Genomic DNA, 14,545 nt, shown 5'->3' with positions numbered 1-14,545 from the left:
ACCCTCTCCCTTTGGGAGAGGGCCGGGGTGAGGGCATCAGCGCGCAGTTATCCTGCAACCGCAATACGTTTCATATCCGTCATATAGCCACGCAGTTTCTGTCCGACTTTCTCAATCGCATGACCACGAATCGCTTCGTTCACATCACGCAACTGCGCGTTATCTACCGCACCTTCCGGAATAGCTTTACCCAGGTCGCCCGGTTGCAGCTCTGCCATAAACGGTTTCAGCAACGGCACACAAGCGTAAGAGAACAGATAGTTACCGTACTCGGCGGTATCAGAGATAACCACGTTCATTTCATACAGACGCTTACGGGCGATGGTATTGGCAATCAGCGGCAGTTCGTGCAGTGATTCATAGTAAGCAGACTCTTCGATGATGCCGGAATCAACCATGGTTTCGAATGCCAGCTCAACGCCTGCTTTTACCATCGCGATCATCAGTACGCCTTTATCGAAGTACTCCTGCTCGCCGATTTTGCCTTCATACTGCGGCGCGGTTTCGAACGCGGTTTTGCCGGTCTCTTCACGCCAGGTCAACAGTTTCTTATCGTCGTTAGCCCAGTCCGCCATCATGCCGGAAGAGAATTCGCCAGAGATGATATCGTCCATATGTTTCTGGAACAGCGGTGCCATGATCTCTTTCAGTTGTTCTGACAGCGCGTAAGCACGCAGTTTCGCCGGGTTAGAGAGACGGCCCATCATCAGGGTGATGCCGCCCTGCTTCAGCGCTTCGGTGATGGTTTCCCAACCGAACTGAATCAGTTTTTCTGCGTATGCCGGATCGGTGCCTTCTTCCACCAGCTTGTCGAAGCACAGCAGAGAGCCAGCCTGCAACATACCGCACAGAATGGTTTGCTCGCCCATCAGGTCAGATTTCACTTCCGCAACAAAGGACGATTCCAGCACGCCAGCACGGTGACCACCAGTTGCTGCCGCCCATGCTTTAGCGATCGCCATGCCTTCGCCTTTCGGATCGTTTTCCGGGTGAACGGCAATCAGCGTCGGTACGCCAAACCCACGTTTGTACTCTTCACGCACTTCAGTGCCAGGGCATTTCGGCGCAACCATTACTACGGTGATGTCTTTACGGATCTGCTCGCCCACTTCGACGATGTTGAAACCATGTGAGTAACCCAGCGCCGCGCCGTCTTTCATCAGTGGCTGTACGGTGCGCACCACGTCGGAGTGCTGTTTGTCTGGCGTCAGGTTAACCACCAGATCTGCCTGCGGGATCAGCTCTTCGTAAGTACCCACTTTAAAACCGTTTTCGGTCGCTTTACGCCAGGATGCGCGCTTCTCAGCGATAGCTTCTTTACGCAGGGCATAAGAGATATCCAGACCAGAATCACGCATGTTCAGGCCCTGGTTCAGACCCTGCGCACCACAACCGACGATGACCACTTTTTTACCCTGAAGGTAGCTCGCGCCATCGGCGAATTCGTCGCGGCCCATAAAGCGACATTTGCCCAGCTGTGCCAGCTGCTGGCGCAGGTTCAGTGTATTGAAGTAGTTAGCCATGGTGATTCCTCGTGATGTTGTGCTTCTTATTGTTCGGTTCGCTGTTGAGCGAGAATGTCACCACATTACAACAGGAAATTTATTGCGGAAATTGATATATTCACAACGTTATATTGCAATTTCTGCAACGTCCTAACCGGGGGATCAACCAGTGGATTTACGCGACCTGAAAATGTTTCTACATCTGGCGGAAAGCCGCCATTTTGGCCGCAGCGCACGGGCGATGCACGTCAGTCCGTCCACGCTTTCCCGACAGATTCAGCGCCTGGAAGAAGATCTCGGTCAACCATTGTTTGTACGCGATAACCGTACGGTGACGCTGACCGAAGCGGGCGAAGAGCTGCGTGTTTTCGCCCAGCAAACGTTGTTGCAGTACCAGCAGTTGCGCCACACCATCGACCAGCAAGGGCCATCGCTCTCTGGCGAGTTACATATTTTCTGCTCGGTGACCGCCGCTTACAGCCATCTGCCGCCGATTCTTGACAGATTCCGCGCGGAACACCCGTCAGTGGAGATCAAACTCACTACCGGTGATGCGGCGGACGCAATGGAAAAAGTTGTCACTGGCGAAGCAGATTTGGCGATTGCCGGGAAGCCGGAAACCCTGCCCGGCGCAGTGGCGTTTTCGATGCTGGAGAACCTCGCGGTGGTGCTGATCGCGCCCGCGCTGCCCTGCCCGGTGCGCAATCAAGTTTCGGTAGAGCAACCGGACTGGTCGACGATTCCCTTCATCATGGCCGATCAGGGGCCGGTGCGCCGCCGCATTGAGTTGTGGTTCCGACGCAACAAAATCAGCAACCCGATGATTTACGCCACGGTTGGCGGGCATGAAGCGATGGTTTCGATGGTGGCGCTCGGCTGCGGCGTGGCATTGTTGCCGGAAGTGGTGCTGGAAAACAGCCCGGAACCGGTGCGTAACCGCGTAATGATTTTAGAGCGCAGCGATGAGAAAACGCCGTTTGAACTGGGCGTGTGTGCACAAAAAAAGCGGCTGCATGAGCCGCTGATTGAGGCTTTCTGGAAGATTTTACAGGCTCCCTGAGCAAATTGCCGAATGAGATGCCTATTCAAAATGCAATGCTTTTATTCTAATAATTGCAGCATTTCGTCTCTATTTAATTCGTTTTTATCTTCCGCATACCAATGAGGCGCAATCTCTTCTATCTTTGCCTTAGCCCTTGCTGAAAGTCTAAAAAGAACTGGGTATTTCTTATCTTCTCTCGCATAAGAAAACATATAGTTAAGACCTTTATGATGGAGGATTCTATCAAACTTTTTGAAGCCTATATATGTTCCGTCCTTACGAAAACATAAAACAATATCTCCTTGCTTCCAGGGCAATTCTTTTTCTTCACACTGATAGATGAAAAAATCACGGAATTTAACATCCTGAGTGTCTATCTCATCATTTATGGTATGCTCAAGCATATCTGCATCAAACAAAGATTTTGCTAACGCCTTTGTTTTAGCAGAATGCATATACTCCCATACGAATATTTTCATACTTTGATGGTATTCATCATTAAGCCATTCATCAAACCCTAAGTTACTATCTACGACATTATTCCTCATGGCTCGCTGCATACTTTGGTGTTTTACCTTGTACTCGCTCATCTTTGTAAGGAATCTGGCATCATTACTGTTAATAACATCTTTTTTGTTTAATTCTATTTTTAAAAGCTCATGATATTGATTTAATGTTTTATTATTTTTAATAATAACACAAGTATCACGCTCCAGGCTTAACCCAGTTTTTGTAAAGTTTGCACTACCAATAATTATAACATCAGGTTCTATCAGGTAGAGTTTCCAATGAATACTCTGTTGTCCGCGAAAGTCTACCCACAGCGAAATTGATTCACTTTTTTCCTTAGCGCAATAATCTATAAAGGCGGGAGAAGAAAAATAATTTATTGTACCAACAATTATATTTAATTCATTCCCATTGGCTAATAACTCATCAACAACACCTTCAGTTGAAACAGCAAAAGCTGTAACGATTGTTATTTTAGTGTTTTTCACGCCAGATAAATACTGCCTGAGATTAACATCTGCATTAATTATCTTTAATAGATCACTCATCGTCGCACCGTTAAGTTACATTACTATTTAAAACAATATAAAATGCATTATTTCAAAAAAATGTTGTTGCGCTCACACATCTTCAATGCATATATTATGTATAAAATTAAATGTGATGATTTTAAACAAATTCATAAGACATAAAAATGAAAACCAAAATAATATTTTTATCCATTATGTTATCAATCAGTTGCATTGCGCAAGCCAAACCGAAAGGTATCACCGTTCAGGATGTGAAGCACCTGGCGTTGAAAGAGTGTTTAACCTCTCATTACCGTGAACGCACGCCGACGGATGCCTTTTCGGCCCCAGCTCATGACAGCTCATTTCTGCTTGAAAGGTACGCTTTAGATAATGCTGGAAAGTGGAATGCTTTCCAGAAATTTGTCGCCAAAGAGACGAAGGGATTTAGCACCCTCACCCTTGCGCTACATCCCGATAGCGCAAAGGATGCGAATAACATAATGGAGCAGTGTATGAGCTTTTATGAGTCGGAGAAGCTGGATAACTATACCCGTAGTTTACTCAAATGATTCTTCCGCGAGTTTATTATTGCCCACATCCCGGTTTTGGATAAGCGGGATCGTGGGCGACAAGCATACCGCAGTATGGTGAATAAATTAAATCAACTGGAAAAAGCAGGGTGTCAGCGACTAGAGAAAATGGTAAATCCAGCAATAAAGTAAGCGAAAGAGGCTTATCGAAATTAACACTCTCTGCATCGAACTGTGTGCCATGATAATAAGTGTAACGCTCCCCTGCCACCCTCGAGATAATACTACCGCAGCCACTAAGCAAAAAAGTTAGCATAAGAATAACTGGCGCAAATTTCATCTCACCGTCCCTGGTTAATAGTACTTTTAGCATCTGGCGCTTATGCCTGGTCACTAGCTTTGCCCTTTCCATGACAGCCTTAGAATTAATACACCAGCTAATGAGACGTCTACAAAAAATTTAAACATGACCGGAAACGGACCTGACTTCCGGTCACCAACTCAATTAACCTGCCAAAAAGAACCTGAACGCCGGGTTATGGGTTTCGTCGTGGCAATCGTAGCCCAGCTCATTTAGCCGGGTTTCGAAATCCGGTTCGTGGTCGCCAAGCTCGAACGCCGCCAGTACGCGCCCGTAGTCGGTACCGTGGCTGCGATAATGGAAAAGCGAAATGTTCCAGTGGGTACCTAGCGTGTTGAGGAAGCGCAGCAGCGCGCCCGGCGATTCCGGGAACTCGAAGCTGTAGAGGCGTTCCTGCAACGGATGCGATGGACGCCCGCCAACCATATAGCGCACGTGTAGCTTCGCCATTTCGTCGTCGGAGAGATCAACCACGCTGTAGCCGCCATCGTTGAGCATCTGCAAAATTTCTTTGCGCTCTTCGAGGCCGCGGCTTAAGCGCACGCCGACAAAGATGCAGGCGTTTTTGGCATCGGCAAAGCGGTAGTTGAACTCGGTGACCGAGCGCCCGCCAAGCAGTTGGCAGAACTTCAGGAAGCTGCCCTTCTCTTCCGGGATAGTCACCGCCAGCAACGCTTCACGCTGTTCACCCAGTTCGCAGCGTTCCGAGACGTAGCGCAGGCCGTGGAAATTGACATTCGCCCCCGAAAGCACATGCGCCAGTCGTTCGCCGCGAATATTGTTCTGGGCGATGTATTTTTTCATTCCCGCCAGCGCCAGCGCGCCGGAAGGTTCCGCCACTGCGCGCACATCTTCGAATAAATCCTTCATCGCCGCACAGATCGCATCACTATCGACGGTGATGATGTCGTCGAGATACTCCTGGCACAAACGGAAGGTTTCATCGCCGATGCGTTTTACCGCAACACCTTCGGCAAACAGCCCTACGCGCGGCAAATCAACCGGATGACCTGCATCCAGCGCCGCTTTCAGGCAGGCGGAGTCTTCCGCTTCCACGGCGATCACTTTGATTTGCGGCATCAGCTGTTTGATCAGCACCGCCACACCCGCCGCCAGGCCGCCGCCGCCGACCGGCACAAACACGCGGTCAAGATGAGCGTCCTGCTGGAGCAGCTCCAGCGCCAGCGTGCCTTGCCCAGCGATCACCATCGGGTGGTCGAACGGTGGCACCCAGGTGAAGCCCTGCTGCTGTGACAGTTCGATCGCTTTCGCTTTTGCTTCGTCAAAGTTCGCGCCATGAAGCAACACTTCGCCGCCAAAGCCGCGTACCGCATCAACTTTGATATCGGCGGTGGCGGTTGGCATGACGATCAGCGCCTTCACGCCTAACCGTGCGGAAGAAAACGCGACGCCCTGCGCGTGATTACCCGCCGAGGCAGTGATCACGCCATGCGCTTTTTGTTCTTCCGTCAGGCCCGCCATCATGGCGTATGCACCGCGCAGCTTAAAGCTGTGTACCGGCTGGCGATCTTCGCGCTTCACCAGAATCACGTTATCAAGACGCGACGAGAGCTTTTCCATTTTTTGTAGCGGCGTGACCTGCGCCGCCTCGTAAACCGGTGCACGTAGCACCGCTCTTAAATATTCGGCGCCTTCCGGAGCACCAGACAGGGGTTGTGAGTCTGCCATCATTAACCCCCCAGTTTCGATTTATCGCGCACCGCGCCTTTGTCGGCGCTGGTTGCCAGGCTGGCGTAGGCGCGCAGGGCAAAGGAAACCTGACGTTCACGGTTTTTCGGCGTCCAGGCTTTGTCGCCACGGGCTTCCTGCGCTTCACGACGGGCCGCCAGTTCGGCATCGCTTACCTGTAACTGAATGCCACGGTTCGGAATGTCGATAGCGATCAGGTCACCATCTTCAATCAGGCCAATGCTGCCGCCGCTTGCCGCTTCCGGCGAGACGTGGCCGATGGAAAGACCAGAGGTGCCGCCGGAGAAGCGTCCATCGGTGATCAGCGCACAGGCTTTGCCGAGCCCCATTGATTTCAGGAAGCTGGTTGGGTAGAGCATTTCCTGCATGCCAGGGCCGCCTTTCGGGCCTTCATAGCGGATCACCACCACATCGCCCGCGACAACTTTGCCACCGAGGATCGCTTCTACCGCGTCGTCCTGGCTTTCGTACACTTTCGCCGGGCCGGTGAATTTTAGGATGCTGTCATCGACGCCTGCGGTTTTAACGATGCAGCCGTTTTCCGCAAAGTTACCGTAGAGTACCGCCAGGCCACCATCTTTGCTGTACGCGTGCTCCAGCGAGCGGATGCAGCCGTTCGCGCGGTCATCATCGAGCGAATCCCAACGGCAATCCTGTGAGAACGCCTGGGTGGTACGGATACCCGCAGGGCCTGCGCGGAACATATTTTTCACCGCATCATCCTGAGTCACGACGATGTCATACTGCTCAAGGGTTTGCGGCAACGTCAGGCCAAGCACGTTTTTCACATCGCGATTCAATAAGTTAGCGCGATCTAACTCACCCAGAATCCCCAGTACGCCGCCTGCGCGGTGAACATCTTCCATATGGTACTTCTGCGTACTTGGAGCGACTTTACACAGCTGCGGAACCTTACGGGAGAGCTTATCGATATCACTCATGGTGAAGTCGATTTCCGCTTCCTGTGCCGCCGCCAGCAGGTGAAGTACGGTGTTAGTCGATCCGCCCATCGCGATATCCAGCGTCATGGCGTTTTCAAACGCCGCCTTACTGGCGATGTTACGCGGCAGTGCGCTTTCATCATCCTGTTCGTAGTAACGTTTGGTCAATTCAACAATGCGTTTACCGGCATTGAGGAACAACTGCTTACGGTCAGCGTGGGTTGCCAGCAGCGAGCCGTTGCCCGGCTGCGACAGGCCCAGCGCTTCGGTCAGACAGTTCATCGAGTTAGCGGTGAACATCCCGGAACACGATCCGCAGGTCGGGCACGCGGAACGTTCAACCTGCTCGCTCTGAGAATCAGAGACTTTCGGGTCTGCGCCCTGGATCATCGCATCTACCAGATCAAGTTTGATGATTTGATCGGACAGTTTGGTTTTACCGGCTTCCATCGGACCGCCGGAAACAAAGATCACCGGAATGTTTAATCGCAGAGAAGCCATCAGCATCCCCGGGGTGATTTTGTCGCAGTTAGAGATACAGACCATGGCGTCGGCGCAGTGGGCGTTGACCATATACTCGACGGAGTCAGCGATCAGTTCGCGAGATGGCAGTGAATAAAGCATCCCCCCGTGGCCCATGGCGATACCGTCATCCACCGCAATAGTGTTGAATTCTTTGGCTACGCCACCTGCCGCTTCAATCTGTTCAGCAACCAGTTTACCGAGATCGCGCAGGTGAACGTGTCCCGGCACGAACTGGGTAAACGAGTTTACAACTGCGATAATCGGCTTACCGAAATCGGCGTCGGTCATCCCGGTGGCGCGCCACAGTGCGCGGGCACCCGCCATATTACGGCCATGGGTGGTGGTAGCGGAACGATACTTAGGCATGCTTTATTTACTCCCAGTGTCTGTCTAATAAAAGGGACGGTGCGTGCCGTCCCCTTTCTTTGTTAGTGATTAACCTGATCCAACCAGCCCCATTTATCTTCGGTTTCACCGGTAAAGAGACCAAAGAATGCTTGCTGAATACGTTTGGTGACCGGGCCACAGCGGCCTGCGCCGACCTGGATGCCGTCGACGCTACGTACTGGCGTGATTTCCGCAGCCGTACCGGACATAAAGACTTCATCCGCCAGATAGAGGGATTCGCGCGACAGCACCTGTTCGCGAACTTCAATATCGAGATCTTTCGCCAGTTTGATGATGGCGTCACGGGTGATGCCCGGCAGCGCGGAAGAGGTGAACGGCGGTGTAAACAGGATGCCATCTTTCACTTCAAACAGGTTTTCGCCCGCACCTTCAGAGATATAGCCGTTCACGTCCAGCGCGATACCTTCCTGATAGCCGTGACGGCGCGCTTCGCTGCCCACCAGCAGGGAAGAGAGGTAGTTACCACCGGCTTTTGCCGCCGTCGGAATGGTGTTCGGCGCAACGCGGTTCCAGGAAGAGACCATCGCATCAATGCCCTGATCCAGCGCTTCCGCGCCCAGGTACGCGCCCCATGGGAACGCAGCGATGATCACGTCAGTTTTGTAGCCATCCGGCGGATTCACACCCATACCGACGTCGCCCACGAAGACCAGCGGACGAATATAGGCGCTGGTCAGATTGTTTTTGCGGATCACCGCGCGGCAGGCTTCCATTAATTCGTCAACGCTCTGAGAGACCGGGAAGCGATAGATTTTGGCTGAGTCATGCAGACGCTGCATGTGTTCGCGATGACGGAACACCACTGGCCCTTTGTGAGAGTCGTAGCAACGGATTCCTTCGAAGACGGAAGTACCGTAGTGCAGAGCATGGGACATCACGTGAACTTTCGCTTCGCCCCATGGAACCATCTCACCATTGAACCAAATGTAATCAGCTTTTTTCGTCGTCATTTTTCTTCCTTTTGCGCTCAGGCGCTAATTTGTTGTGATGTTGTCTGGCACTGATGGACGGCGACAGAAGCAACGTCCACCAGTTTACTTAACTGACTAAACAGTAATTCGACCGGGCGGGGACTGGCAACGGTCAATTCGATATTTATATTCTGTGCATCAGAGGCCGCTTCCATATTCATGGCGCAGATTTGAAAACCGCGATGGCGAACCACACGTAACACACGTTCCAGCGTTTCCGGATTGAAGCGAGCCTGCACGGCGAGCTGATGTTGCATCATGATAATTTCTCCAGCATTTCTGCATTACTGGCACCGGGCGGTACCAATGGCCAGACGTTCTCAAGTTCGTCTATTGAGACATGAAGCAGGTACGGGCCTTCGCTTGCCAGCAGGGTGTCGAGTGCCGCTTCAACCTGGTCTTTACGGGTGATGTGCTGGCCAGGGATGCCAAAGGCGCTGGCCAGGGTGAGAAAATCAGGGTTATCGGTAAGCGTGGTTTCGCTGTAGCGTTCCTGGAAGAACAACTGCTGCCACTGACGAACCATGCCTAAGCGCTGGTTATCCAACAGAACGATCTTTAACGGCAACTGCTTACGCTTCACGGTGCCCAGCTCTTGTACGTTCATCATGAAGGAGCCGTCGCCGGAGATGCAGATAACCGTGTCGTTCGGGCGGGCAACCTGCGCGCCAACCGCCGCCGGCAGGCCGAAGCCCATCGTGCCTAATCCGCTGGAGGTGATGAAGTTTTCCGGACGGGTGTAGGTCATGTGTTGTGCAGACCACATCTGGTGCTGACCCACATCAGTGGTGACAACGCTGTCAGCTGGCTTACGATCGGAAAGCTGTTTGAGCAGCAATGGCGCATAGATAGCCTCGCCCGGATGATCGTAACGCCAGGCATGCTCGGCACGCAGTTCTGCATTGTGCTGACGCCACGCATCAATAGACAACGACTGTTGCAAAGCGGGCAGTAACGCATTCAGGTCGCCCTGCAGAGCAACGTGTGCCTGACGCAGCTTGTTCATTTCCGCCGGGTCGATATCCATGTGGATCACTTTGGCGTGCGGCGCGAAGGTATTCAGCTTGCCAGTCACGCGGTCATCAAATCGCGCGCCGACGGCGATCAGCAGGTCACTCTCCTGCACTGCCAGGTTCGCGGCTTTGGTGCCGTGCATCCCCAGCATGCCGAGGTAATACGGATAGTCGGCATCCACCGCGCCGAGGCCTTTCAACGTGCACGTGGCTGGCATTTGCGTGACGGCGATAAATTCACGTAACGCGGGAACCGCCTGCGCCATCCCAACGCCGCCGCCGACGTACAGCATCGGTTTTTTCGCCTGCATCAGCATCTGACGCGCAGCATCAACATCGGCGTGCGGGAACGTATCTTCGCTGGCGACGGTGGAAAAATGGGGTTCGAGATCGCCCTTTGCCACCTGAATATCTTTCGGAATATCAACCAGAACGGGGCCCGGACGGCCTGAGTTTGCCACCTGGAATGCTTCTGCCATCACGCGCGGCAACTCTTCCAGCGACTGCACCAGGAAACTGTGTTTGGTGCAGGAGAGTGATAAACCGAGGACGTCCACTTCCTGAAACGCATCTGTTCCGATGAACGGAGAAGCCACCTGGCCGGTGATCGCCACAACCGGAACAGAGTCCAGCAGCGCATCAGCAAGACCTGTGATCAGGTTGGTTGCACCGGGACCAGACGTGGCGATGCAGACACCCGTTTTACCGGTGGCACGCGCATAACCAATTGCTGCCATCGCCGCGCCCTGCTCGTGTCGGCACAACAGGTGCTCCACGCCGCCGTCATACAATGCATCGTAAACCGGCATAATTGCGCCACCCGGATAACCGAAAACTGTCTCGACTCCTTGTGCCCGCAACGCATGTACTACCCACTGTGCCCCATTCATAGTTAGTTCCCCGCCGTAGATCGGGAGAAACAGGATTTTGTGCTACAACTCATAATCTGCTCCTCGCTATTGTTTTTAAGTCATAAAAAAACCCCCGGACCTTTCGGTGCGGGGGTCTTAGTTCGTTAAGGCTTGATTTCTAAGCCTTTCCTCGTCCAAGTGCAGCCCCGCACGGTGGGATAATAATCACCACCACGCTAATCACGACCAGGCTAATCACTCGTAGAAGGGCTTTCATTTTTGTCTATTCTTGCATCTTGTTCGAAGGAATGCCTACAGAGTTACCACAGACGTTAAGAACAGCACAAGTTTTTTTTATTACTGTGATATTCATCATGCTGCGGATTTTGCACAAGATATTTGTTTTATATGACAAAAATTATGAATTGAATTTTTTTCACCTGTTGAGCATTTTCACTACTGTTGCGCCTTCAGGAACGCAAAGGCTTTTGAAAATGCGAGACGCATTCTGATTTTATTGAAATGCCATGAAACAGCAGCGATATGCCGGAATTCTCGCCGTAAAATCAAAAACTCGACGGTTATTCGCATAACAAAGACGCGCATAATGCCGCACATCAGGAGGCATTATGTCACTTTCCATTGTCTACACGCGCGCGGCGCTTGGCGTTACCGCCCCGCTCATTACCGTTGAAGTTCATATCAGCCAGGGGTTGCCTGGCCTCACCATGGTTGGTCTGCCGGAGACAACCGTAAAAGAAGCGCGCGATCGTGTTCGAAGCGCAATTATCAACAGCGGTTATGAATACCCGGCTAAAAAAATTACGATCAACCTGGCACCGGCCGACCTGCCGAAGGAGGGGGGGCGATATGATTTACCTATCGCTCTCGCGCTTCTGGCGGCCTCTGAGCAGCTTAATCCCCATAAGCTGGGTCAATACGAGTTTGTGGGCGAACTTGCGCTTACAGGCGCCCTACGCGGCATTCCCGGTGCAATTTCAGCGGCAATTGAAGCGGGTAAAGCCGGTCGGCAGATTGTGGTGGCTGAAGATGATGCCGCGCAGGTTGGCTTATTGGGCGGCAGTGAATGCTATATCGCAAATCATTTGCAGGAAGTCTGTGCCTTTCTTGAAGGAAAACACGAACTACGTACGGCGCAGCCTGATGCAACTCCTGTACCCCTCATATGTGAGGACTTAAGCGACGTCATCGGCCAGCAGCAGGGAAAACGGGCGCTGGAGGTTACCGCTGCGGGTGGCCATAATCTTTTGCTCATTGGCCCGCCAGGTACCGGCAAAACGATGCTCGCTTCGCGTCTGCGTGGGTTGCTGCCTCCGCTCAACGATCGGGAAGCGCTGGAAACAGCGGCAATCATCAGCCTGGAGAATGCCAGCAACGTGCAGAAACAATGGCGTCAGCGCCCTTTCCGTTCTCCACACCATAGCGCATCGTTAACCGCCATTGTGGGCGGCGGATCCATTCCAGGACCTGGCGAGATCTCGTTGGCGCATAACGGGGTACTGTTTCTTGATGAACTGCCGGAGTTTGAACGCCGGGTGCTGGATGCTCTACGGGAACCTATTGAGTCGGGGCAGATTCATATCTCACGAACGCGGGCAAAAATCACCTATCCTGCGCGTTTTCAATTGATTGCGGCAATGAATCCCAGCCCAACCGGGCATTATCAGGGAAATCACAATCGTTGTACGCCGGAGCAAACACTGCGTTATCTGGGGCGTTTATCAGGCCCGTTTCTGGACCGCTTTGATCTTTCCCTTGAGATACCGTTACCACCGGCAGGAATATTGAGTCAGGCGCGGCAGGAGGAAGAAAACAGCCAGACAGTACAGGCACGCGTCATTGAATCCCAGGCGCGTCAGTACCATCGGCAGGGACAGCTCAACGCCAGACTTGGCAGTAGTGATATTCGTCACTTCTGTGCACTGTGTGATGAGGATGCGCTATGGCTGGAGCAAACGCTCACCACGCTTGGGTTATCGATACGCGCCTGGCAGCGCTTATTAAAGGTGTCGCGCACCATTGCCGACCTGGAAGGGGTAGACGCTATTGCGCGTCATCATCTCCAGGAGGCGCTCAGTTATCGGGGCATTGACCGGGTACTGATTCATCTGCAGAAATTGTTGCATTAAAAAAGGGGCCGAAGCCCCTTTCTTGTTAGTCGTCGCTTTCAGTGTAGTCTTCAGCGCCTTCCACCTGCGGCTTCCCGCCAGACAGCGTGTGGAAACGTTTAGGGCGCTTGATGCGCGTCACATACTTATTCCATACGCGTTCAGCTTCGGTCGCTGGCTCACGTTCGCCACGGCACACCGCAACAAACTGCTTCTCTTCATCGGTAGACGGTTCACGTTTGCCGAGATCGAGTTCGTTGAAGGCATAGCCACAACGTTCAAGCAGTTGAGCCTCTTTGATGGTGAAATCACCATGACGAGAGAACCCGCGTGGATAATTTTTATTGTCGAAAAAACGATTAGTCGTCGTAAAGCTTTCCGCCATCCTACACGCTCCTAATTCTTTGGCCGAGCTATTTATGGCGCGGAGTATTAGTTACGCTTGACAGAGTGTAAAACAAAAGATTTAAATCATAACGACAAATAATTTTGTGGAGAATGCTGTGGATACGGAATTGCTAAAAACTTTCCTCGAAGTGAGCAGAACTCGCCACTTCGGGCGCGCTGCGGAAGCCCTCTATTTGACGCAATCTGCGGTAAGTTTTCGCATCCGTCAGTTGGAAAACCAGTTGGGGGTCAATCTCTTCACCCGACATCGCAACAATATTCGTCTGACCGCCGCCGGCGAAAAACTACTGCCCTACGCGGAAACGCTGATGAATACCTGGCAGGCGGCGCGTAAAGAGGTCGCCCATACCTCGCGGCATAATGAATTCTCCATCGGAGCCAGCGCGTCGCTCTGGGAGTGCATGTTGAATGGCTGGCTCGGTAGACTTTATCAATCCTTTGATAATCTTCAGTTTGAGGCGCGAATTGCGCAGCGTCAGTCACTGGTGAAGCAGCTCCATGAGCGGCAGCTTGATCTGCTAATCACGACAGAAGCCCCCAAAATGGATGAATTTAGCAGCCAGTTATTGGGAAACTTCACACTCGCACTTTACTGCGCATCGCCCTCCAGCGAGAAAGCAGAGCTCAACTATTTGCGTCTGGAATGGGGCCCGGATTTTCAGCAGCATGAGGCTGGCCTGATCGCGCACGATGACGTTCCGCTGTTAACCACCAGTTCAGCTGATTTGGCAAGACAGCAGCTGGAGCCGCTAAAAGGCTGCACCTGGTTACCTACTGCGTGGGCAAAAGAGAAAGGTGGGCTACATACGGTTGCGGACAGCGCGACGCTTTCTCGTCCGTTATATGCCATCTGGTTACAGAACAGCGATAAACAAGCGCAAATTCGCGATATCCTGAAAAATAATGTGTTGATTTAGGGATGTTTTGAAGGAAGGAGTAGGGGTGCGAGATGTCATTTCGCTGAATTTCAGACAAAAAAAATCCTTTGCATAAGCAAAGGATTATATATGGCAGGGGCGGAGAGACTCGAACTCGCGACACCCGGTTTTGGAGACCGGTGCTCTACCAACTGAGCTACGCCCCTAAATTTTCTTATCATTAAGCCTGCTAATGTAGCAGGCTTAATTTT

General features: G+C 52.3%; 14 protein-coding genes and 1 tRNA gene. 4 read left to right on the top strand and 11 right to left on the bottom strand.

Going from position 1 to position 14,545, the window contains the following annotated elements:
• Positions 1–47: 47 nt before the first annotated feature.
• Positions 48–1,523 (bottom strand): ketol-acid reductoisomerase, encoded by a 1,476-nt coding sequence (ilvC, locus tag NMC31_RS24995; protein WP_253899353.1) that lies wholly within the window; start codon positions 1,521–1,523, stop codon positions 48–50.
• Between the two features lie 151 nt (positions 1,524–1,674).
• Between ilvC and ilvY the strand changes: the two genes are divergently transcribed.
• Positions 1,675–2,565: an HTH-type transcriptional activator IlvY gene (gene ilvY, locus NMC31_RS24990; protein WP_253899352.1), complete on the top strand. Its 891-nt coding sequence runs from the start codon at positions 1,675–1,677 to the stop codon at positions 2,563–2,565.
• A 41-nt stretch (positions 2,566–2,606) separates the two neighbouring features.
• Here ilvY and NMC31_RS24985 read toward each other — a convergent pair whose 3' ends face one another.
• Positions 2,607–3,605 carry a phospholipase D family protein gene (locus NMC31_RS24985; protein ID WP_253899351.1) on the bottom strand — a complete coding sequence of 333 codons (999 nt, stop codon included), beginning with the start codon at positions 3,603–3,605 and terminating at the stop codon, positions 2,607–2,609.
• A 146-nt stretch (positions 3,606–3,751) separates the two neighbouring features.
• On the opposite strand from NMC31_RS24985, the gene NMC31_RS24980 reads away from it, so the two are divergent.
• Complete coding sequence (locus NMC31_RS24980; protein ID WP_253899350.1) at positions 3,752–4,138, top strand: hypothetical protein; 387 nt, start codon at positions 3,752–3,754, stop codon at positions 4,136–4,138.
• Between the two features lie 16 nt (positions 4,139–4,154).
• Here NMC31_RS24980 and NMC31_RS24975 read toward each other — a convergent pair whose 3' ends face one another.
• The 7 genes from NMC31_RS24975 to ilvL all read right to left on the bottom strand — a co-directional run bounded on the left by NMC31_RS24975 (position 4,155) and on the right by ilvL (position 11,156).
• Complete coding sequence (locus tag NMC31_RS24975) at positions 4,155–4,439, bottom strand: YceK/YidQ family lipoprotein (RefSeq protein WP_160524320.1); 285 nt, start codon at positions 4,437–4,439, stop codon at positions 4,155–4,157.
• 165 nt (positions 4,440–4,604) lie between these two features.
• On the bottom strand, positions 4,605–6,149 hold the full coding sequence (gene ilvA, locus NMC31_RS24970) for a threonine ammonia-lyase, biosynthetic (protein WP_024218700.1): 1,545 nt from the start codon (positions 6,147–6,149) through the stop codon (positions 4,605–4,607).
• Between the two features lie 2 nt (positions 6,150–6,151).
• A complete protein-coding gene (gene ilvD, locus NMC31_RS24965) occupies positions 6,152–8,002 on the bottom strand; it encodes a dihydroxy-acid dehydratase (RefSeq protein WP_253899349.1) in 1,851 nt (616 codons plus the stop codon).
• A 62-nt stretch (positions 8,003–8,064) separates the two neighbouring features.
• Positions 8,065–8,994, bottom strand: coding sequence for a branched-chain amino acid transaminase (locus tag NMC31_RS24960; protein WP_015966465.1), 930 nt, complete (start codon positions 8,992–8,994; stop codon positions 8,065–8,067).
• A 17-nt stretch (positions 8,995–9,011) separates the two neighbouring features.
• Positions 9,012–9,275, bottom strand: coding sequence for an acetolactate synthase 2 small subunit (gene ilvM / locus NMC31_RS24955; RefSeq protein ID WP_015966466.1), 264 nt, complete (start codon positions 9,273–9,275; stop codon positions 9,012–9,014).
• Positions 9,272–10,918, bottom strand: coding sequence for an acetolactate synthase 2 catalytic subunit (gene ilvG, locus NMC31_RS24950; protein ID WP_149464854.1), 1,647 nt, complete (start codon positions 10,916–10,918; stop codon positions 9,272–9,274). Before ilvG ends, ilvM begins: the two co-directional genes overlap by 4 nt.
• Positions 10,919–11,057: 139 nt before the next feature.
• Positions 11,058–11,156, bottom strand: coding sequence for an ilv operon leader peptide (ilvL, locus tag NMC31_RS24945; protein ID WP_015966468.1), 99 nt, complete (start codon positions 11,154–11,156; stop codon positions 11,058–11,060).
• 352 nt (positions 11,157–11,508) lie between these two features.
• On the opposite strand from ilvL, the gene NMC31_RS24940 reads away from it, so the two are divergent.
• The gene (locus NMC31_RS24940) at positions 11,509–13,029 is read left to right on the top strand and encodes a YifB family Mg chelatase-like AAA ATPase (RefSeq protein ID WP_253899348.1); all 1,521 of its coding nucleotides are present in this window, start codon (positions 11,509–11,511) and stop codon (positions 13,027–13,029) included.
• A gap of 25 nt (positions 13,030–13,054) precedes the next feature.
• Here the strand turns inward: NMC31_RS24940 and NMC31_RS24935 are convergent, their stop codons facing one another.
• A complete protein-coding gene (locus NMC31_RS24935) occupies positions 13,055–13,393 on the bottom strand; it encodes a MaoP family protein (protein WP_015966470.1) in 339 nt (112 codons plus the stop codon).
• Positions 13,394–13,499: 106 nt separating this feature from the next.
• On the opposite strand from NMC31_RS24935, the gene hdfR reads away from it, so the two are divergent.
• Positions 13,500–14,333: an HTH-type transcriptional regulator HdfR gene (hdfR, locus tag NMC31_RS24930; RefSeq protein ID WP_149464852.1), complete on the top strand. Its 834-nt coding sequence runs from the start codon at positions 13,500–13,502 to the stop codon at positions 14,331–14,333.
• 91 nt (positions 14,334–14,424) lie between these two features.
• Here the strand turns inward: hdfR and NMC31_RS24925 are convergent.
• A tRNA-Trp gene (locus NMC31_RS24925) sits at positions 14,425–14,500 on the bottom strand.
• Positions 14,501–14,545 lie beyond the last annotated feature (45 nt).

It is taken from the genome of Pseudocitrobacter vendiensis (assembly GCF_943590815.1).
GTDB classification, from domain to species: domain Bacteria; phylum Pseudomonadota; class Gammaproteobacteria; order Enterobacterales; family Enterobacteriaceae; genus Pseudocitrobacter; species Pseudocitrobacter vendiensis.
The sequence above is the reverse complement of the archived record's forward strand: the minus strand, read 5'-3'. Positions and strand labels throughout refer to the sequence as shown.

What these genes read in the sequence shown, in the direction of transcription:
- ilvA (WP_024218700.1), bottom strand. Translation starts at nt 6,149, where the DNA reads ATGGCAGACTCACAACCCCTGTCTGGTGCTCCGGAAGGCGCCGAATAT.
- NMC31_RS24940 (WP_253899348.1), top strand. Translation starts at nt 11,509, where the DNA reads ATGTCACTTTCCATTGTCTACACGCGCGCGGCGCTTGGCGTTACCGCC.
- NMC31_RS24975 (WP_160524320.1), bottom strand. Translation starts at nt 4,439, where the DNA reads ATGAAATTTGCGCCAGTTATTCTTATGCTAACTTTTTTGCTTAGTGGC.
- ilvM (WP_015966466.1), bottom strand. Translation starts at nt 9,275, where the DNA reads ATGATGCAACATCAGCTCGCCGTGCAGGCTCGCTTCAATCCGGAAACG.
- NMC31_RS24985 (WP_253899351.1), bottom strand. Translation starts at nt 3,605, where the DNA reads ATGAGTGATCTATTAAAGATAATTAATGCAGATGTTAATCTCAGGCAG.
- NMC31_RS24960 (WP_015966465.1), bottom strand. Translation starts at nt 8,994, where the DNA reads ATGACGACGAAAAAAGCTGATTACATTTGGTTCAATGGTGAGATGGTT.
- NMC31_RS24935 (WP_015966470.1), bottom strand. Translation starts at nt 13,393, where the DNA reads ATGGCGGAAAGCTTTACGACGACTAATCGTTTTTTCGACAATAAAAAT.
- NMC31_RS24980 (WP_253899350.1), top strand. Translation starts at nt 3,752, where the DNA reads ATGAAAACCAAAATAATATTTTTATCCATTATGTTATCAATCAGTTGC.
- ilvC (WP_253899353.1), bottom strand. Translation starts at nt 1,523, where the DNA reads ATGGCTAACTACTTCAATACACTGAACCTGCGCCAGCAGCTGGCACAG.
- ilvD (WP_253899349.1), bottom strand. Translation starts at nt 8,002, where the DNA reads ATGCCTAAGTATCGTTCCGCTACCACCACCCATGGCCGTAATATGGCG.
- ilvL (WP_015966468.1), bottom strand. Translation starts at nt 11,156, where the DNA reads ATGAAAGCCCTTCTACGAGTGATTAGCCTGGTCGTGATTAGCGTGGTG.
- ilvG (WP_149464854.1), bottom strand. Translation starts at nt 10,918, where the DNA reads ATGAATGGGGCACAGTGGGTAGTACATGCGTTGCGGGCACAAGGAGTC.